The sequence below is a fragment of the Rhodococcus sp. G6(2025) genome, assembly GCF_058628105.1.
In genome coordinates, this window is sequence record NZ_CP179750.1 from 4,228,087 (window position 1) to 4,251,521 (window position 23,435).

Consider the following 23,435-nt stretch of genomic DNA (forward strand, 5'->3'; position numbering starts at 1 on the left):
GTGGATACCAGGAACAGGAGCGACGCGACCGCCCGCAGTCGTCCCCATGCCTTCCCGCTGACTCCCGCGCAGCGCGGAATCTGGCTGGCCCAGCGCCTTGCCCCTGACGTCCCGAGGTGCATCGCACAGTACGTCGAGGTGCGCGGCGCCCTGGACCTCGCCGTCCTCGACGAAGCCTCGGTGACCGCGGGCCGCGAGTTCCAGTCGGCGTTCCTCCGGGTGTTCGAGATCGACGGGGAGCCGTTCCAGACCGTCGACCCGACCCTTGACCTGTCGACCGGATTTGTCGACCTCGGTGGTGCGGACGATCCCATCGCAGCCGCTCACGCGTGGATGACGCGGGATTACACCGCGCCGCTCGATCCCACCCGGGACCGGCTGGCGACGTCGACGGTGTTACGAGTCGGTAACGATCACTACTTGTGGTACAGCAGAATTCACCATATCGCGCTGGACGGGTACGGAGCGATGACGCTCATGAACCGGATCGCCGCGCTGTACACCGCCCGCGTGGAGGACCGGACGCCGGAACCTGCCGGTGCCGCAGATCTGCGCACCCTTCACCGCCTCGACGAGGCGTACCGGTCGTCGACGCGCTACGAGTCCGATCGCGCCTACTGGCGGGAGCACCTCGCCGGCCGCCGTACCAACTCGAGCCTGTCCCCGACGGTGGCACCCGCCGTCGCGGAAAGCAGCCTCGAGACGGCCACCTTGTCTGCGTCCGCGACGGAGCGACTGGACAGTTCCGGCGAACGGCTCGGTGTGCCGCCGGCGACCGTCGTGATCGCCACCTTCGGCACGTATCTGGCCCGGATGACCGGACGGGACGACGTGCTCGTCGACCTCCCGGTGTCGGGCCGCACGACCGTGCTGCTGCAGCGATCGGGCGGGATGCTCGTCGGACTCGCTCCATTGCAGGTCTCCACCGCACCCGACGACACGGTGGCCACTCTCACCCGCCGGGTACACCACGAAATTCTGGGTGCTCTTCGTCATCAGCGCTTCACGCTGGAGGACATCCGGCGCGAGACGGACGCGACGGACTCGCTGTCCGGGCCGATGGTCAACGTCATGCTCTTCCGCCCCCGGATCCGGTTCGGTCCGCTCACCGGAGACTTTCACGTGGTCACCTCGGGACCGGTGGCGGATCTGCTGGTCAACGTGTACCGCACCGCCGCTGCCGGGCGGATGGTCGTCGAGTTCCGCGGGAACCCCCACCGCTACTCCCGGGACGAATTGGCTCGTCACCTTCGGTCGTTCGTGGGCCTCCTCGAGGAGTTCCTCGCGGCAGATCCCGGCGATCCCGTGGCAGGGGTGCACGCGGAGACCGCACACGAAGGTGTGCGGAGTCGCAGGCGCACAGCAGATCTGGACTACTGGCGGACGATGCTCGCCGACCTGCCCCACGACACGCCTCTTCCCCGCGACTACACGCGCCGCGCAGGTACCGTCGACAGGCTCCGCGAGCACGTCGAGGCGCACGTGACCGCGGACCTGCATCACCGGATCGAGAACCTCGGACGGGACTGCCCGTTCGCTGCCTACACCGTTTCGCATGCGGCCCTCACGACACTGCTCGCTCGTCTCGGCGGAGTCCGCGACGTCGTCCTCGGGACACCGGCGGGCGCACGCGGATGGCCCCTCCTTCTGCGCACGAGGGTCGACGGCACGGAATCGTTCATCGAACTCCTCGAGCGCACACGCACCACCGAACTCGGTGCGTTCACGCACGCCGACGTCACCTTCGACGAGGTCGCCGCCGCGCTCACGTTTCCAGCACCCTCCACGGGCCGGCAGCCGTTCCAGGTCGCGTTCGACGTGCAGGCCGGCGATCACTCGCACGAACCCGATAGCCGGTCCGACGAAGCCGCCGACCTCTGGATCCACATCGTCGAACGCCCCGGCCGGGCCGGGCTCGACCTCCGACTGACCTTCGCGCGGGAGTTCTTCGAGCCGTCGACGATCCGCGGATTCGCCGACCGTCTGGTCCGCGTGCTCGACCAGGTCACGGCACACCCCGACATCCCGGTCAGGGATCTCGACCTGTTGAGTTCCGCCGAACGGCGCCGGCTCGTGCCCGCGCGCGGCGATCCGGGAGTTCCGCCGCGCACGCTGCCCGACCTCCTGGTAGATGCGGCGCACCGCGACCCCGACGCGATCGCCGTCGTCGACGCTGCAGGTGGCGGCATCGGCGTCACGTACCGCCAGCTGGACGACGACTCCACCCGGCTCGCTCGCCTTCTCCTCGCCCGGGGTGCCGGCCCTGAAACAGTAGTCGCCCTCGCGCTCCCGAGATCCGCTGATCTCGTCCGCGCCGTGTGGGCGGTCGCGAAGTCGGGGGCCGCCTTCCTGCCCGTCGATCCCGGATACCCCGAAGCCCGCATCACGCACATGCTCACCGATTCCGGTGCGACGCTCGGGGTCACGGTCGGTCGTCACCGGGACGACCTACCCGGTGTCATCGAGTGGATCGAACTACACGACCGTCACGTCGAGGACACCCTCTCCGAGCGCACCGACACACCGGTCGGCGACGCCGACCGCCCCCGACCGCTGCGGTCGGACCATCCGGCCTATCTCATATACACGTCGGGATCGACCGGCGTCCCCAAAGGGGTGGTCGTGACCCACCGCGGGATCGCGAATCTGATTGCCGCACAGATTGAAGGGCTCGACGTGCCGCCGACCGGGCGGGTGGCCCAGTTCGCGTCGCCGAGCTTCGACGCCTCACTGTTCGAGCTGCTCGCGGCTGTCGGATCCGGTGCGCGCGTGGTGATCGTCCCGCCCGAAGTGGTCGGGGGCGCGGAACTGGAGCGCATACTCACCGAGCATCGGGTCACCCACGCCGTACTCACGCCGACCACCCTCGCCACGCTCGATCCCCTTGGCGTGCCAACCCTGTCGCATCTCACCGTCGCCGGCGAAGCCTGCCCGCCTGAAGTCGCGTCGACATGGACGGCGGGTCGCCGCGTCGTCAACGCCTACGGGCCCACCGAGGCGACGATCATGGCGACCATCAGCGCACCTTTGGTGCCGGATGAGCCGGTCACCCTCGGACCGCCGGTGCGCGGGTTCGAGGTCGTCGTGCTCGACGACCGGTTGCGCCCGGTGCCGCCGGGAACCGTCGGCGAGCTGTACCTCGCGGGCCCCGGCCTCGCGCGCGGCTACCGAAACCGTGCCGGACTCGATGCCGCCCGTTTCGTGGCCGCGCCCTTCGGGTCGCCGGGGACGCGGATGTACCGGACCGGCGATCTCGTGCGATGGCGCGTCCGGGACGAGGAGGATCCATCCACCGCCGCCGACCTCACCTACGTCGGGCGCAGCGACTTCCAGGTGAAGGTCCGCGGATTTCGCATCGAACTCGGTGAGATCGAGGCAGTCCTGCGGGCCGACCCGAGCGTGGGGTTCGCTGTCGCAACTGCCGCGACCGACCCGCGCACGCGAGATGCCGCGGTGATCGCCTACGTTCACCCGACCGAAGGGCGGCGCGTCGATGTCGGGGAGGTGCACCGTCGGCTCGCGCGCACACTGCCCGCGCACATGCTCCCTGCCGCGGTCGTCCCCCTCGACGTCATTCCGCGCACCCCGAGCGGCAAGCTGGACCGTGCCGCACTCCCGGTGCCGACGTTCGCCCCGCGGAGCGGCGCCGGCCACCGCCGGCCACGCACGCCGACGGAAGCCACGATCGCGTCGGTGTTCGAGACCGTGCTCGGTGTCGCGGATGTCGGTGCAGACGACGACTACGTCGATCTCGGCGGAGGTTCCCTGGCGGCGACCCGGGTGGTAGCACGGCTGAGTTCTGCGCTGGAAACGTCGCTGGATGTCCGCGACCTCTTCGAACACCCGACGGTCGCCGCACTCGCCGATGTCGTCGAGAGCCGGCGCGGCGATGGCTCCGAGCGGCCTCCCCTCCGCCGGTTCCCCCGTCCCGCCAGGATTCCGCTCTCCCCGGCCCAGGAACGGATGTGGTTCGTCAACCAGTACGACCCGCACTCCCCGGCCTACGACATTCCGCTGGTCGTCCGGCTCACCGGGCACCTCGACGTCGGTGCCCTCGTCGCAGCGATCGCAGATATCGTGGAACGGCACGAGTCGCTCCGCACGGTGTACCCGGCCTCGGACGACGGACCACATCAGGTGATCCTGCCCGCCGAACGGGCGCTGCCCCGGGTCGAGACCGTGCGGGTCGACAATCCGACCGACCTCGACGCACACGTCGCCCGGGCCGCGGCCGCGCCGTTCGACGTCACCGTCGATGCGCCGCTCCGAGCGTCTCTGTTCACGATCGGTGGCACCGACCACGTGCTGGCCCTGGTGATCCATCACATCGCGGCCGACGGTGCGTCGGCTGGTCCGCTCGCTCGTGACCTCTCCGCCGCCTATCGTGCCCGGGTCGACGGACGCGCCCCCGCCTGGGAACCGCCGGCAGTCCAGTACGTGGACTACGCCTTGTGGCAACACGCAGTGTTGGGTCGGCCCACCGATCCCGACAGCCTCGCGTCGCGGCAACTCGACTATTGGAGTGAGTCGCTCCGGGGATCGCCGCCCCTTCTCGCGCTGCCGACCGACCATCCCCGCCCACAGCGGCGGTCCCTGCACGGCGGCCGAGTGGACTTCCACCTGCCTCCGGAGCTGCATGCCGGCATGCGGGCACTGTCCCGAACCTGCACGTCCACACTCTTCATGACGTGTCACGCAGCGCTGGCAGTCGTGCTCGCCCGGCTCGCCGGCACCTACGATGTGAGCATCGGCACCCCGGTCGCGGGACGTGGGGAGCCCGCACTCGACGACGTGGTGGGCATGTTCGTCAACACGCTCGTGCTGCGCACCCACATTGATCCCGAGGCGGGCTTCGCGGACACCATACGCACCGTGCGGGATGTGGACCTGGGGGCGTTCGCACACGCCGACTATCCGTTCGAGAAATTGGTGGACGCCCTCGAACCCGAACGCACGGACAGTCGTTCACCGTTGTTCCAGGTTCTCCTCGAGTTCCAGAACGTCCTGCCGGCCGGACACGAGGCGCGGGAGCTCGACCTGCCCGGTCTGCGCGTCGCGGCCGTCGGCTACGACCCGAAGATCTGTAAGTTCGACCTGCAGGTGTGGCTCAGTGAACGCCGCGATGACGGCGGGGCGCCGCAGGGAATCGACGGCGGAATCGTATACGCCACCGACCTGTTCGACGAAGAGACGGTGCGTGGGCTCGCCGACCGACTCGTCCGCGTCCTGAAGATCGTGACCACAGAGCCGGACACCGTGGTCGGGAACATCGACCTGCTCACCGACCGGGAACGTGACGTCGCCCTCCGTTCGTGGACCGCACCGGACGAATCGGGCCCCGCGACGACTCTGCCCGAAGAATTTGCCCGGACGGCGGCACGGCAACCAGACGCCGTCGCGCTGTCGTTCGCGGGTGACACACTGTCGTACGGCGAACTCGCCGACCGGGTGAACCGAATCGCCCGGCTGCTCCACGACCACGGAGCGGAACCGGAACGCCTCGTCGCCTTCGCGATTCCCCATTCGATGGACTACGTCGCCGTCACACTGGGCGTGCTCGCGGCAGGGGGCGTGTGTCTACCACTCGATCCCGGATGGGCGTCGCCCACGCAACTCTCCCGGACGATCCCCGACGTCGACGCCGCGATACTTGTGACGACATCCGCTGTGGAAGAACATTTTCCCCACGGTCACGTTCCCACCCTCGTCCTCGACGCGCCCGGCACCGTCGCCGACCTCGCGCGCAGGTCGGGGCACCCCCTCGCCGCCGTCGACGTCGGCGCCGGTCCCAGCCCGGACTCAGCCGCCTACGTCCTGCTCACACGCGGGTCGACCGCGCTACCGAAACCGGTATCAGTGACTCACCGTGCAGTACTGTCGGCACTGGCACGTCCCGCCGTCACGGCCGGCGAGGTCTGGGCAATGGTCCCGACCTTCGCACCGGGCGTCACCGTCCTGACCCCGTGGAGCGCATTCCTCCACGGAGGTCGGCTGGAGGTGGTCGACGACGCTACTGCCTCCTCACCGTCCGCGCTGGCCGACCTGTTGCACCGCCGCGGCGTCACCATGCTCGCCCAGACCCCGGCCGCGTACGAGCACCTGTCCCGAGCAAGGGAATCCGCACCCGGGGCAGACGAGCTTCGCTCGGTCCTGCTCACCGGTGACCCCGTCGGCGCCGCGGTCGTGGCTGCCCCCGAAGTCGTCGCCGTCTACGCGTCCGTCGAGACCGTGTGGTTCGCCGCAGCCACGGATCTCGCACCGGAATCCGGTGCCGACCGGGTGGGGTACCGGCCCGGGCCGGGCCGGAGATTCGCGGTTCTCGACGACCGCCTTCAGCCTGTCCCGCCCGGCGTCGTCGGCGCGTTGTACATCGGTGGACCCGCACTGGCTCGGGGCTACCACTGCCGGGCCAGTGCGACGAGCACCCACTTCGTGGCGAGCCCCTTCGGCCCGACCGGCGAACGCATGTTCCGCACCGGCGATGCCGCTCGCATCACGCCGAACGGAAGCCTGAACATTCTGTGGCGCCGCGATTTCCAGACGGAACTGCGCGGATACCGAATCCCGCTCGGTGACATCGACATCGTCCTCACCGCGCATCCGCAGGTCGCGAACGCGGTCACCGTCGACCACACCCCGCGCGCCGGACAACCCGCCCTTGTGACGTATGTCGTGCCGGCACCCGGATCCGCGCCGGCCATCTCCGATATCCGCGCCCACGCCGCGATGATCCTGCCCCCGCCCTGGGTGCCGGGCACGGTCGTCGTCCTCGACCGACTGCCCGTCACCGAGACCGGGGACGTCGACCTCGACGCCCTTCCCGTTCCCGAGGAACTGCGGCACTCCCCCGTGTACCACGCCCCGGCCACCCCGACCGAGAGGACGGTGTCGAAGGTGATCGCCCAGGTTCTCGGCATCGGTGGCGTCGGTGTCGACGACAACTTCTTCGAACTGGGTGGCACGTCCCTCGACGCGGCAAAAGTCGTCGCCCGAATCGATTCGGCGTGCGGGACCCGACTCGGGATCCGTTCCCTGTTCGAGGCGCCCACGGTGCGCGGACTCGCCGCCGTGCTCGACGCGAGCGAGGTGCACCCGGATCGACCCGCTCTGGGCCCCCGGGTCCATACCGAACCTGCACCGGTGTCGTTCGCGCAGCGGCGGATGTGGTTCGTCAACCAGTTCGACGTGACGTCGGCCGTCTACAACGTTCCGATGGTGGTCCGGCTGACGGGTCGCCTCGACGTCGCCGCGCTGCGCGCTGCCCTCCTCGACGTCCTCGTTCGGCACGAACCGTTGCGGACCCTCTATCCCTTGACCGACACCGGACCGGTGCAGGTCGTCGTCCCCGCCGAGAGCGTGTCGGTCGATCTGGCGCCGATTCCCGTGGCCGATGCAGCGCAGGTATCCGGCCCCATCGACGGAGTTGTCGCCGAGGGGTTCGACGTCACGGTCGGTCCGCCGGTTCGCGTCCGACTGTGGCAACTCGACGACCGCGACCACGTCCTGGCTGTCGTCGTGCACCACATCGTCGCCGACGGGGCATCGCTGGTCCCCCTGGCGCGCGACCTCTCCACCGCCTACACCGCGCGCCGCGCCGGCCGCGCTCCCGTGTGGGAGCCGTTGCCCGTGCAGTTCTCGGACTTCTCGGTGTGGCAGCGGGAGGTCCTCGGGTCCGTGCCCAACCCGGCGTCGCCGGTGGCACGGCAACTCGACTTCTGGCGCACGGCGCTCGCGGATCTTCCCGAACGGTTGGAGTTGCCGCTGGATCGGCCGCGTCCCGCCACCGCGTCGTACCGGGCCGCAGCGGTGCCGTTCGTGATGCCCGAGACGACGTATCGCCGGCTCGTCGACTTCGCCGGTTCCCACCACACGACGACGTTCGTCGTGATCCACGCGGCCCTGGCCGTGTTGCTGTCCCGGCTCGCCGCCACCACGGACGTCGTCGTCGGGTCGCCGACCGCCGGCCGCGGCGAACAGGCGATCGATCCCCTGGTCGGTATGTTCGTCGGCACTCTCGTTCTGCGCACGACCGTCGATCCGGCGTCACCGTTCGGTGCCGTCGTGGCGGCGGTGCGCGATGCCGATCTGGCGGCTTTCGCGCACGCCGACATTCCGTTCGAAACCCTCGTGGACGAACTTCACCCACCACGTTCGGCGGCGAGTCATCCGTTGTTCCAGGTAATGCTGTCGTTCCAGAACATCGAGCCGCCACGCCTCGCGCTGCCCGGCCTCGAAGTGCATGTCGCGGACCTCGACCCCCGAGTGTCGCCGTTCGACCTGAATGTGGTGTTGCGTGAACAACCGGCCGAGGAAGGTTCGGTGACAGGTATCAGCGGGCAGATCGTCTATGCCACCGACCTGTTCGACGCCGGCACGATCAGTGCATTCTCCGGCCGGCTCCTTCGGGTGATCACCGCAGCAGTGACAGATCCCGAGGCGGTGGTAGGTGACATCGACATCCTCGACGACGCCGAGCGCGGGCTCGTCCTCGACCGGTGGAACGCCACGGCCCACGACCTTCCGGCCGCGACGATAGTGGACCTGTTCGAGGCACGGGTCGCGGCGGCACCCGATGCACCGGCCGTTCGCTGTGAGGATCGAATCCTCACTTACGCCGAACTCGACACCTGGTCGACCCGCCTGGCGCGCTCCTTCCTCGTCCGCGGGATCGGCGCCGAATCCATTGTGGCCCTAATGCTCCCGCGATCCTTCGAGATGCTCGCCGCGATGTACGCGGTGGTCAAGTCCGGTGCTGCGGTGCTCGCCCTCGATCCCGGCCACCCCACCGACCGCCTCGAATCACTGATCGACACCGCGTCGGCGGCTCTCGTCGTCACCACCGCCGACGCCGACCTACCCGCTCCGGCCGGGGTTCTGGTGGCGCGGTTCGACGACATCGACCGCGAGGCCCGAGACGCCGCACCGGTGACCGACGCGGACCGGGGCGCACCACTACACCCCGACAACCTGGCCTACGTGGTCTACACATCCGGCTCGACCGGCACACCCAAAGCGGTGGCGGTATCCCACGCGGCAATCGCGAACCAGCTGGCCTGGTCGCAGGCTCATCTGCCGCTACACGAGCGTGACCGCACCGTGCAGAAGGCGCCGATCGCCTTCGACGTCGCCATCTGGGAGTGTTTCGCGGCTCTCTGTTCAGGAAGCATCCTGGTCCTCCTGCGCCCGGATCGGCAGCTCGACCTCGACTATCTGTCCGGCCTCCTCGACGACACGCAGATCACAGTGGTGGAGTTCGTGCCCTCCCTACTCGACGTGTTCGTCAACGATCATCGGCACTCCTTCCCCGGGTCCCTGCGCCGGGTCCTGACCGGGGGTGAGGCGATCAGTGCACGGACGGCGAGCAGCGTGCTTGCGCAGGGTGTCCGCCTCGGCAACATGTATGGTCCCGCGGAGGCGGCCGTGACAGCGACGTACCACGACGTCGCAGCCGACCAACCTGCCCCCGCTGTGCCCATCGGGTCGCCGGTGTGGAATACACAGGTGTACGTCGTCGACGGCCGGCTGCACCCCGTCGTCCCCGGGGTGACCGGCGAAATGTATCTCGGCGGAGCTCAGTTGGCGCGGGGGTATCTCGGCAGGCCCGGGATCACGGCCGGTCGGTTCGTCGCGAATCCGTTCGGCGTCCCCGGCTCCCGCATGTACCGAACCGGAGACCTTGCCCGCTGGAACCCCGATGGACAGCTGGACTACCACGGCCGCACCGACTTCCAGGTTCAGCTGCACGGCTACCGCGTCGAGCCCGGCGAGGTCGAATCCGCCCTCCTGCGTCACCCCGGGATCTCGCAGGCCGTGGTAGTGCCGCGAGCCGATCGCAACGGCGCACACCATCTCGTCGGATACGTCGTCCCCGTCCCCGGCATCGACGTTGCAGAGGAGGAACTGCTCGACCACACGAGGTCACTTCTTCCCTCGCACATGGTTCCGTCCGCGGTGATCTCACTGTCCACGCTGCCGTTGACGCCCCACGGGAAGGTAGACCGGAACGCGCTCCCGGCCCTCGACTTCACGACCCGCGCCGCGGAATTCCGCTCGGCTGGAACAGCTGTCGAAGAGTCGTTGGTCGCCCTCGTCGGCGACGTGCTCGGCCTCGAGTCCGTAGGTGTCGACGACTCGTTCTTCGCGCTCGGTGGCGACAGCATCATGGCCATCCAGTTGGTGGCACGCGCGAAGACCGCCGGGCTGGCACTCACTCCGCGGGATGTGTTCGAGTACAGGACGATCGCCCGGCTCGCGCGCGCGATCTCCACACGGCCGGAGCCGAGCGCGGTCCTCTCCGAGCTTCCGGGCGGAGGGATCGGGTCGTTCCCGCTGCCACCGGCAGCGCGGTGGTTGCTCGAGCGCGGTGGCAACCTCGACACGTACTGCCAATCGGTCCTGCTCACCGCACCACCCGACCTGGACACCGACACCCTCACCGCCACCGTGCAGACAGTCCTCGACCACCACGACATGCTCCGAGCCCGACTCCGGCGCGGAACAACGGACGAAGACACGGTGTTGGAGGTCCTGGCCGCCGACCAGGCTCCACGGGTCGCGTCGCTGATCCGCCGGGTCGCACTCGATGATCCGGCCGACCTGAAGGGCCGGGCCGAGGTCGAGTCCCGTGCTGCCGCCGCACGTTTGGATCCCGAAAACGGGATCATGCTCCAACTCGTCTGGCTCGACCCCCGCACCCAACCCGGACACCTCCTCCTCACCATCCACCACCTCGCCACCGACGGCGTCTCCTGGCGCATCCTCATCCCCGACCTCGCCACCGCCCACCACGCCCACACCACCGGCACCACCCCCACACTCCCACCCGTCACCACCAGCGCCCGCCGCTACGCCCACGCCCTCACCGACACCACCACCCACCACACCCACGAACTCCCCCACTGGCGCCACATCCTCACCACCCCCGACCCCCCACTCGGCACCCGACCCCTCGACCCCACCCACGACACCGAACACACCACCACCCACACCACCACCGAACTCCCACCCCACACCACCCACACCCTCCTCACCACCCTCCCCACCACCTACCACTGCGGCATCGACGACGCCCTCCTCACCGCCCTCGCCCTCGCCGTCACCACCTGGCGCCACCGACACCACACCCCCACCCACACCCTGCTCGTCAACATCGAAGGCCACGGCCGCACCGACCCCCACATCCCCGGCGCCGACCTCACCCGAACAATCGGCTGGTTCACCACCATCCACCCCGCCCTCCTCGACCTCACCGACGTCGACCTCCACGACGCACTCACCGGCGGACCCACCACCGGACACGCCCTCACCACCATCAAAGAACAACTCCACACCACCCCCGACCACGGCACCGGATACGGCCCCCTCCGATACCTCAACCCCCACACCGCAACCCAACTCCGCAACCTCCCCCAACCCCAAATCACCCTCAACTACCTCGGCCGGTTCGACCACCCGCCGTCAGGTCCGGAGGCGGGCTGGATGCCTGTGACGGATGTGGATCTCGGCCGACGACCCGACTCGGACCTTGCCGCTGCCGCCGTCCTGACAATCGATGCCGCGACGGTCGTCACTGAGGGCGCTGCACGGCTGACGGCGACGTGGTCCTACGCCGCCGGTGTCCTTGCCGCGACCGATGTCGACGACATCGCCGAGCTGTGGACCGAAGCGCTCACCGCCCTCGCCGACCACATCAGCCGACCCGGCGCCGGCCGGCTCACCCCCAGTGACCTCGACCTCGTCCACCTCGACCAACCCGCCCTCGACGCACTCCACCAGCACTACCCCACCCTCACCGACGTCTGGCCCCTCACCCCCTTGCAGGCCGGTCTTCTCTTCCACGCCGAACTCGGCGGCCCCGCTGCCGACGCGTACGTCGTCCAACTCGTCCTCGACATCGACGGACCCCTCGACGCCGACCGTCTCCGCGACGCCGTGGCAGCCTTGCTCGGTCGTCATCCGAACCTGGGCACGGCCTTCACTCACACGGCGGACGGCACACCGGTACAGGTCGTCACGACCACTGCTCTCGCCTGGGCGCACCACGACGTCACCACCGCACACCGTCCCGCCGAAGAACTCGGCGACATCGTCAGCGCGGACCGCGCCGCGCCGTTCGACCCGGCCGAGCCGCCACTCCTGCGATTCACCCTCGTGACGACCGGCCCCGACGACCACCACCTGGTGCTCACCAACCATCATCTGGTACTCGACGGCTGGTCCACCCCACTACTGCTGCACGAACTCCTCGAGCTCTATGAGCACCACGCCGATCCCGATGCGCTTGCGCCGGTGCCGCCGTACCGTGATTTCCTCGAATGGCTGGGCACACGCGACGTCTCGGCGTCCGTCGCCGCGTGGGGTCGTGCGCTCGAGGGTGTCGAGGACGCTACGCGGCTCGCACCGGGTCTCGATCCTCACCGGGTTGCGGGTCCCTGCGCGGAGCGCGTGGTGGCACTGACGGCCGCGGAGACGGATGCGTTGCGGACCGTGGCCCGCACCCACGACCTTACCCTCCACACCATCATCGACACCGCCTGGGCCCTCGTCCTCGCCACCCACACCGGCACCACCGACATCACCTTCGGCACCACCGTCTCCGGACGCCCACCCCACATCCCCGGCATCGAAACCATGATCGGACTCTTCATCAACACCATCCCCGTCCGCATCACCCTCCACCCCACCGACACCCTCACCACCCTCCTCACACGCACCCACACCACCCACACACAACTCCTCGACCACCACCACCTCCCCCTCACCCACATCCCCAACCCCCACGCCACCACCTTCGACACCATCACCGTCCACGAGAACTACCCCCACCACACCACCACCCCACCCACCGACCTCACCATCACCACCACCTCCGCCACCGACGCCACCCACTACCCCCTCGCACTCGCCACCACCACCGACACCACACTCCACCTGCGGGGCATCTTCCAGCTGTCGGCATTCGATGCCGACAGCGTCGACGCGATCCTCGGACAACTGGCGCGTGTGCTCGTCGCCATGGGATCCGACGCGTCCCTGCCGATCGCCCGCCTGAACCTGCTGGATGCTGCGGAGCAGCGAGCCGTGGTGCCCGCCCGGGGTGGGGCGGCCGAGGAGCCGCGGACCCTGGGCGCGATCCTCGCGGACGCCGCCGAGCGCTCGCCCGACGCCGTCGCCGTAGACGACGGGGCCCGCCGGCTGACGTACGCCGAACTCGAGGCCCGCGCATTGCTCCTTGCCGACCGTCTCGTCGAGTCGGGCGTGGGTCCGGAAAGTGTGGTCGCCATCGCGATACCGCGGTCCCTCGAGTCAGTCCTCGCCGTCTGGGCCGTCGCCGGAACCGGCGCCGCGTTCGTGCCCGTCGACCCGACGTATCCGCAGATCCGCATCCAGCACATGGTCACCGATTCCGGAGTCCTCGTCGGGCTCACCACGAGCAGCCGTCGCGACGCGCTGCCGGACACCGTCACATGGATCGACATCGAGGGCACGGGTGCCGGCCGGCTACCACACACCCGTGATTCGGAAGCTCGTCCGGCGCCCACGATCCGCCCCGACAATGCGGCGTACCTGATCTACACGTCCGGGTCCACCGGGGTTCCGAAAGGGGTGGTGGTCGGTCATCGTGGATTGAACTCTCTCGCAACCACGTTGCGCGAGCGTGCCGGGGTGACCGCGGCGTCCCGGGTGGCGCATTTCGCGTCTCCCAGCTTCGACGCGTCGGTACTCGAGTATCTGCTCACGTGGTCCGCGGGAGCCACGGCGGTGATCGTGCCCACCACGATCTACGGCGGGGATGAACTGCGTCGGCATCTCGCCGACAACCGGGTGACCCATGCTTTCCTGACCCCCACGACGCTGGCCACCCTGGACCCGGGGGGCCTCGACGACCTCGAGTGCGTCGTGACCGGTGGGGAGAAGTGCACCCCCGAGGTGATCCGCCGGTGGTCTCCGCACTGTCGACTCATCAACGCGTACGGACCGACGGAAAGCACTGTGGCGGCGGATGTCTCGGACGATCCGGCCGCCGACGGTGCGAATGTGATCGGTGGCCCGATCCGCGGCGTCACGGAGGTCGTACTCGACGCTCGGATGCAACCGGTCCCGATCCGGGCCCGGGGTGAGTTGTACATCGCGGGCGACGCGATCGCCCGCGGATACCACGGCAAGCCCGCACTCACCGCCACCCGTTTCGTCGCCGATCCGTTCGGCCCGCCGGGCGGTCGCATGTATCGCAGCGGTGATGTCGTCCGCTGGAACACCGCACGCGAAGGGTCTGCCGTCCTCGAATACCTGGGTCGCAGCGACTCGCAGGTGAAGGTTCGTGGGTACCGGATCGAACCCGGCGAGATCGACGCGGTGCTGTCGGGCCATCCGGCGGTCACGTTCAGCGCGACACTCCCCTCGACGGGCGGCCCGGACACAGGCGGCCAGGACGCGACACTGGTCTCCTACGTGACGACCACCGGCGCGGCCGGACCCCGCGAACTCCGCGACTACCTGGCCGGTCGGCTTCCCGCACAGCTCGTTCCGTCCGCGGTCGTCGAAATCAACGTGATTCCGCGGACGCCGTCGGGCAAGCTCGACCGCGACGCACTCCGCGCCCTCCGATCCACCCCGCTCCCCGCGCAGGTGTCGGCGGCCACCCCACTCGAACAGACCGTCGCGGAAACCCTCGCCGCGGCACTCGATCTGTCGAGTCTGGGAGTGGACGACGACTTCTTCGCGGCGGGTGGAGACTCTCTGACGGCGACCCGGGCCGTCGCCCGTGTGAACGCGAGCCTGCACACCGACCTCGCCGTCCGGAGCCTGTTCGAGGCCTCCACACCGCGCGCACTGGCGCGACTGCTCCTCGACGACACCGGATCTGAACCCCGCCCCCCGTTGACCGCCGCCGCGGAAGAACCGGAGTACGCACCGTTATCGCCAGCCCAGCAACGCATCTGGTTCCTCAACCAATACGACACCACCACCCCCACCTACAACATCCCCCTCACCCTCCACCTCACCGGCCACCTCGACACCACCGCCCTCCACCACGCCCTCACCGACCTCATCCACCGCCACCAACCCCTCCACACCACCTACCCCCTCCACCACGGACACCCCACCCAACACATCCACCCCCACCCCACAACCCCACCACTCACACCCACCCCCACCACCGAAACCCAACTCCCCCACCACATCAACACCGACACCACCCAACCCTTCGACCTCACCACCGACACCCCCCTCCACACCCACCTCTACCAACTCGACACCACCCACCACACCCTCACCCTCGTCCTCCACCACATCGCCGCCGACGGCCACTCCCTCACCCCACTCACCCACGACCTCACCACCGCCTACACCGCCCACACCCACCACCAACCACCCCACCCCACACCCCTACCCCTCACCTACACCGACTACACCCACTGGCAACACCAACTCCTCGGCACACCCCAGCACCCCACCCCCACCACCCAAACCCACACCACCTACTGGACCACCACCCTCACCAACCTCCCCGACACCCTCCCCCTCCCCACCGACCGACCCCGACCCACCCACCGCACCCACCACGGCGAGTCGATCCGCTTCGAGATCCCCGCCGACGTACACCACCGCCTGCGTGCGCTCGCGCGGAGCACCGGGGCGACCACATTCATGACTCTGCATGCGGCCTTCGCGGTCCTCCTCGCCCGCCTGTGCGACACGGATGACGTCGTGATCGGCACCCCCGTCGCCGGCCGCCCCGATCCCCGGCTGGACCAACTCGTCGGCATGTTCGTCGGGACGCTCGTCCTCCGGACCCCGGTCGGCTCGGCCGATTCGTTCCGCGAAGTGCTGACCAGAACCCGCGACGCGGACCTCGGTGCATTCATGCACGCCGACCTGCCCTTCGAGATGCTCGTCGACGTGCTGGCGCCGGAGCGGTCCACGACGCACACACCGTTGTTCCAGGTCCTGATCGACTATGGGACCGAGGTACCACTCCGCCTCGAGCTGCCGGACCTGACGGTGACGGTCGCCGAGGACGCTCCGCCCCTCGCGAAGTTCGACCTTCAGCTCACCCTCCGCGAACATGCGGACCCCGCACACCCCGGCCTGTCGGCCGCGTTGACCTATGCCACCGACATCTTCGACGGCACCACCGTCGAGAGTGTCGCGGTACGCTTCCTCCGGCTCCTCGACTCGGTGACCGCGGACCCCGGCCGGCCAGTCGGGGACGTCGACCTCCTCGACGACACCGAACGGGCCACGCTGACGACCGGGTGCAATGCCCTGCGCCATGCCGATAATCCCCCTTCGCCCGTGGCGGAACCAGCCGAGGCCACACTCGCCGACCGGTTCACTCGGTCCGTCCACCGCTTCGCCGGCGAACCGGCGCTGACCGATGCCGACGAAACGCTCACCTACGCGGCACTCGGTGCCCGCGTCTACCGACTCGCCCGGCATCTCGTCGAACTGGGCGCCGCCCCCGACACGGTCGTCGCCGTAGCACTGCCACCCTCGATCGAGCTGGTCGTCGCCCTGCTGGCCGCACAGCAAGCGGGCGCCGGTTACCTCGCTCTCGACGTCGGTCACCCGGCCGACCGGCTCGACGCCGCGATGTCCGACGCCGCCCCGGTGTGTCTCGTCTCCTCGACCGATCACGCGGCCCGCTTGCGGCGGGACCTTCCCACGGTGCTCGTCGACGACGCGGACACACGCACGCACCTGATGGGTCTGTCGCCGGAACCGATCACCGATCCGGAGCGACGGGCCGGGCTCACCCCCGACGCGGTCGCGTACGTCGTATACACCTCGGGGTCGACCGGACGCCCGAAAGGTGTCGTGGTGACACACCGCAATGTCACGACGCTGTTCGACAACACCCGGCCTGCGTTCGACTTCGCCGAGACCGACGTGTGGACGCTCTTCCACTCGGCCGCCTTCGACTTCTCGGTATGGGAGTTGTGGGGCGCCCTCCTGCACGGTGGCCGCCTCGTCGTCGTCGACACCGTCACCGCACGGTCACCCGACGAGTTCCTGGGCCTGCTCCGCCGGGAGCGGGTGACGGTCCTGTGTCAGACTCCCACCGCGTTCGCCCAGTTGGCCACGGCGGAACGGAACCAGCCGACCGACCTGGCGTTGCGGTACGTCGTCTTCGGCGGCGAAGCCCTCGCGCACGGTCACCTCGTCGACTGGCTCGACCGGCACGAATCCACCCGACCCCAGCTCGTGAACATGTACGGCATCACCGAGACCACCGTGCACGTGAGCAGGCATCCCCTCGGCGATACCCGTCCCGCTGCGCGGTCGGTCATCGGCCGGGCGATTCCGGGACTGCGCGTGTACGTCCTCGACCGGCGGCTCCACCCCGTACCCACCGGAGTGACCGGCGAGATGTACGTTGCCGGGAACCAGGTCACCCGTGGGTACCTGCACCGATCCGGGCTGACGGTGACCCGGTACGTGGCGGACCCGGCCGGGCGCGGAGGACGCATGTATCGCACCGGCGACCTCGCACGCTGGAACGCGCAGGGTCAACTCGAGTTCCTCGGACGTAGTGACGCCCAAGTTCAGCTGCACGGCTACCGGATCGAGCCAGGAGAGGTCGAGGCCACGCTCGTCCGCCACCCGGATGTCGCACAGGCCGCGGTGTCGGTCCGTTCCGACGACCGAGGCACCGAGCGCCTGTTCGGGTACGTCGTACCCGCCCGGGACGGTGAACAGACGAGGGCTGTCGACATCGAGCGGGTCCTCGGCTTCGCCCGGACGACTCTCGCACCGCAGATGGTGCCGGCAACGCTGGTGGTCCTGGACCGCCTGCCGCTGACCCCGAACGGCAAGCTCGATCGCCGGCAGTTGCCCGCACCCGACTTTGCCGAACGCGTCTCCACGGGTCGCGCTCCGGCGACCGCGACGGAGATTGCCCTCGCCGAGGTTTTCGCGGAGGTCCTCGGCGTGCCGTCCGTGAGCGCCGACGAGTCCTTCTTCGCAGTCGGTGGCGACAGCATCATGGCCATCCAGTTGGTGGCCCGCGCCCACGAGGACGGTGTCTTCCTCACTCCCCGCGACGTTTTCGAGCACCAGACCGTGGCCGCCCTCGCCGAGGTGGCGGCCACCCGGAACCCGGACGTGCTGGCCGAGCTTCCCGGCGGTGGAGTGGGGACCGCACCGCTCATGCCGATCGCGCGGTGGTTGCTCGAGCGCGGCGGCAACCTCGACACGTACTGCCAATCGGTCCTGCTCACCGCACCACCTGACCTGGACACCGACACCCTCACCGCCACCGTGCAGACAGTCCTCGACCACCACGACATGCTCCGAGCCCGACTCCGGCGCGGAACAACAGACGAAGACACCGTCCTCGAAATCCCACCGGCCGGAACAATCGCGGCCGCACCCCTCATCACCCACGTCGCGGTCGAGACGCACCCGGACAACGACCTCGCCGCGATGGCACGCACGCAACTCGACGCCGCAACACACCGACTCGACCCCGAAAACGGGATCATGCTCCAACTCGTCTGGCTCGACCCCCGCACCCAACCCGGACACCTCCTCCTCACCATCCACCACCTCGCCACCGACGGCGTCTCCTGGCGCATCCTCATCCCCGACCTCGCCACCGCCCACCACGCCCACACCACCGGCACCACCCCCACACTCCCACCCGTCACCACCAGCGCCCGCCGCTACGCCCACGCCCTCACCGACACCACCACCCACCACACCCACGAACTCCCCCACTGGCGCCACATCCTCACCACCCCCGACCCCCCACTCGGCACCCGACCCCTCGACCCCACCCACGACACCGAACACACCACCACCCACACCACCACCGAACTCCCACCCCACACCACCCACACCCTCCTCACCACCCTCCCCACCACCTACCACTGCGGCATCGACGACGCCCTCCTCACCGCCCTCGCCCTCGCCGTCACCACCTGGCGCCACCGACACCACACCCCCACCCACACCCTGCTCGTCAACATCGAAGGCCACGGCCGCACCGACCCCCACATCCCCGGCGCCGACCTCACCCGAACAATCGGCTGGTTCACCACCATCCACCCCGCCCTCCTCGACCTCACCGACGTCGACCTCCACGACGCACTCACCGGCGGACCCACCACCGGACACGCCCTCACCACCATCAAAGAACAACTCCACACCACCCCCGACCACGGCACCGGATACGGCCCCCTCCGATACCTCAACCCCCACACCGCAACCCAACTCCGCAACCTCCCCCAACCCCAAATCACCCTCAACTACCTCGGCCGGTTCGACCACCCGCCGCACCGGCTCTCGAACGGTGCCGGCTGGGAACCGATAACCAGCATCGAGTTCGACACCACGATCCTCGGAAACGTGCCCGTCGCAGCGATTCTCGACGTCAATGCCTACGTCTACGAGTCAGGGGGCGCCCCGATCCTGCGCGCCACCTGGGTGTATCCGCCCGGTGTGCTGCCGGCGGCCGACGTCACCGAGCTCACCGAGCTGTGGACCGAAGCGCTCACCGCCCTCGCCGACCACATCAGCCGACCCGGCGCCGGCCGGCTCACCCCCAGCGACCTCGACCTCGTCCACCTCGACCAACCCGCCCTCGACGCACTCCACCACCACTACCCCACCCTCACCGACGTCTGGCCCCTCACCCCCTTGCAGGCCGGTCTCCTGTTCCACCACGAACTGACCAGCCAGGCCCTCGACACCTACGTCGTCCAACTCGTCCTCGACATCGACGGACCCCTCGATCCCGACCGTCTCCGCGACGCCGCGGACACCCTTCTCGGCCGTCACCCGAACCTCCGCGCCGCTTTCGGACACACTCACGACGGCACCCCGATTCAAATCGTCACTCCTGCAATACTTCCCTGGAATCACCACGATCTCCGCGCCGAGCGTGACGCGACGGTCGCTCACGACATCGTCACCGCCGACCGCACCACCGCGTTCGACCTGACCGCGCCACCCCTGCTCCGGCTCACGCTCATCACGCACGGACCGACCCACCACCAGGTCGCCCTCACTCATCACCACATCCTGCTCGACGGCTGGTCGACGCCCCTTCTCCTGCACGAACTCCTCCAGTTGTACGAGCACCACGCCGACCCCCGCGCTGTGCCTCGACCCCTCCCGTATCGCCGCTACCTGGAGTGGCTCACCCAGCAGTCACTCGAGGAGAGCCGGGCCGCGTGGGCCGACGTCCTCGACGGACTGGAAGAACCGACGATCCTGGTGCCGTCCGCGCGCGGCCGCATCCCATCCACTTTCCCCGAGGAGTATCGGGTCTCGCTGTCAAGGGAGCACACCGATGCGTTGCGGACCGTGGCCCGCACCCACGACCTCACCCTCCACACCATCATCGACACCGCCTGGGCCCTCGTCCTCGCCACCCACACCGGCACCACCGACATCACCTTCGGCACCACCGTCTCCGGACGCCCACCCCACATCCCCGGCATCGAAACCATGATCGGACTCTTCATCAACACCATCCCCGTCCGCATCACCCTCCACCCCACCGACACCCTCACCACCCTCCTCACACGCACCCACACCACCCACACACAACTCCTCGACCACCACCACCTCCCCCTCACCCACATCCCCAACCCCCACGCCACCACCTTCGACACCATCACCGTCCACGAGAACTACCCCCACCACACCACCACCCCACCCACCGACCTCACCATCACCACCACCTCCGCCACCGACGCCACCCACTACCCCCTCGCACTCGCCACCACCACCGACACCGACACCACACTCCACCTCAAGTTCGAGTTTCTGCCGGAGTTCCTCAGCCGCAACGACACCGAGGCGATCGCGGCACGCATGTGCCGGGCTCTGGACGTCATCGCGACGGCACCGGACACGACCGTCGCGTCGGTGCGGCTTCTCGGCGACGACGAGTTCCGTGCGCTCGCGCCCGTGCGCGGCGGTCCCGCACCCGCCACCCGCACGCTCGCCGCGATCGTCACCGACGCCGCAGCCCTCGATCCGGACGCCGTCGCGCTCGAGGATTCCAGTCGCGCGGTGAGTTACCGCGACCTCGACGAGGCGTCGAACCGGCTCGCACGCCTGCTGATCACGCACGGCGCCGGCCCGGAACGCTACGTTGCCATGGCGATACCGCGGTCCCTCGAGTCAGTCCTCGCGGTCTGGGCGATCACCAAGACCGGGGCCGCTTTCGTCCCGATCGACCCAGGCTATCCCGCCGCACGCATCGCCGAGATGATCGCCGATTCGGGTGTCGCGCTCGGCGTCACACTGACACCGCAACGTGAGCGGCTCCCGGACACGGTGCCGTGGCTCGTCCTGGACGAACCCGGGACGATCACGACGGTCGAACAACAGTCGAGCGGCGCCCTCGGTGACGCCGATCGCCGCCGGCCATTGCGACCCGACCATCCCGCGTACCTGATCTACACGTCCGGATCGACCGGTGTCCCGAAAGGCGTGGTGGTTCCGCACCGCGGGCTGGCCACGCTGGCCGCGGCGCAGGCGGCCGGCCTCGGTCCGGGGCGGCACTCGCGCGTGCTCCACTTCTCGTCACCCTCGTTCGACGGATCGGTGTTCGACTATCTACTGGCGTTCGGCTGTGGCGCGACTCTGGTGATCAGCCCGCCGACCATCGTCGGCGGCACGGAACTGTCCCGCTTCGTCGCCGCCGAACGGGTGACGCATGCCTTCGTCCCGACTGCCGCGCTAGCCTCGGCCGATCCCGACGACCTCGACGGATACGACGGGTTCGGCGAAATTCTCGTGGCCGGAGAAGCGTGTCCGCCCGGTCTGGTGACCCGGTGGTCCCGTGGCCGTGCTCTGCGGAACGGCTACGGCCCCACCGAAACCACCGTGATGTCCAACATCAGCGCGCCGCTCGCACCCGGGTCCGACGTGACGATCGGCGGCCCGATCGCCGGTGCGGAGGAAGTGGTGCTGGATGCGCGGATGCAGCCGGTCCCGGACGGTGTTCCGGGTGAGTTGTACATCGCCGGGCCGGGTCTGGCCCGCGGATACCACCGGAGGCCGGGGCTGACCGCCGGACGCTTCGTCGCCGCTCCATACGGGCCGGCGGGCGAGCGGATGTACCGGACCGGCGACATCGTCCGCTGGATCGCCGACACGTCCGGCGGTCGGGTGGTCGAGTACCTCGGCCGGGCCGACTTCCAGGTGAAGTTGCGCGGGTTCCGCATCGAACCCGGCGAGATCGACGCCGTCCTCGGCGCCCACCCGGACGTGGAATACGCCGCGACACTCACCCGCACCGGGCCCGCCGGGGACCCGATCCTCGTCTCCTATGTCGTCGGTTCCGCGGAGCTCGACCCCGCACGACTCTCTGCCTATCTCACCGAACGACTTCCGGCGCACATGGTGCCCGGCGCGATCGTGCCGATCGACCGGATCCCGCTGACCCCGGTCGGCAAACTCGATCGCGCCGCGCTGCCCGATCCCCGGTTCGACTCCCCGGCCGATCCCGCGCACCGATCGACGTCGCCGGTCGAGGAGACCGTCGCGAACGCATTCGCGGCCGTTCTGGGGCTCGAGCACATCGGTGTCGACGACAACTTCTTCGAGGCGGGCGGGAACTCGCTGACGGCGACCCGGGTGGTGGCGCGGGTCAATTCGACGCTGCACACCCACATCGACGTCCGGACCTTGTTCGAGGACCGGACACCGCGGGTCCTGTCCACCCACCTCGACCACGACTCGAACGACGCCCCGCTGCCGGTGCCCACTCCGGGGCCCCAACCCGAGTTCGTGCCGTTATCGCCAGCCCAGCAACGCATCTGGTTCCTCAACCAATACGACACCACCACCCCCACCTACAACATCCCCCTCACCCTCCACCTCACCGGCCACCTCGACACCACCGCCCTCCACCACGCCCTCACCGACCTCATCCACCGCCACCAACCCCTCCACACCACCTACCCCCTCCACCACGGACACCCCACCCAACACATCCACCCCCACCCCACAACCCCACCACTCACACCCACCCCCACCACCGAAACCCAACTCCCCCACCACATCAACACCGACACCACCCAACCCTTCGACCTCACCACCGACACCCCCCTCCACACCCACCTCTACCAACTCGACACCACCCACCACACCCTCACCCTCGTCCTCCACCACATCGCCGCCGACGGCCACTCCCTCACCCCACTCACCCACGACCTCACCACCGCCTACACCGCCCACACCCACCACCAACCACCCCACCCCACACCGCTACCCCTCACCTACACCGACTACACCCACTGGCAACACCAACTCCTCGGCACACCCCAGCACCCCACCCCCACCACCCAAACCCACACCACCTACTGGACCACCACTCTCACCAACCTCCCCGACACCCTCCCCCTCCCCACCGACCGACCCCGACCCACCCACCGCACCCACCACGGGGATCGGGTCGTGTTCCACATCGG

1 protein-coding gene (running past one end of the window) is annotated in these 23,435 nt (G+C 69.1%); it reads left to right on the plus strand.

The window, feature by feature from the left end; genetic code table 11:
* A protein-coding gene (locus tag ACLIVD_RS19425) for a non-ribosomal peptide synthase/polyketide synthase (RefSeq protein WP_491930450.1) crosses the window boundary here: on the plus strand, positions 1-23,435 show its 5' portion. 3,241 nt of this gene lie beyond the right edge of the window; the window shows 23,435 of its 26,676 coding nt (coding positions 1-23,435); it begins with the start codon at positions 1-3; the stop codon falls past the right edge of the window.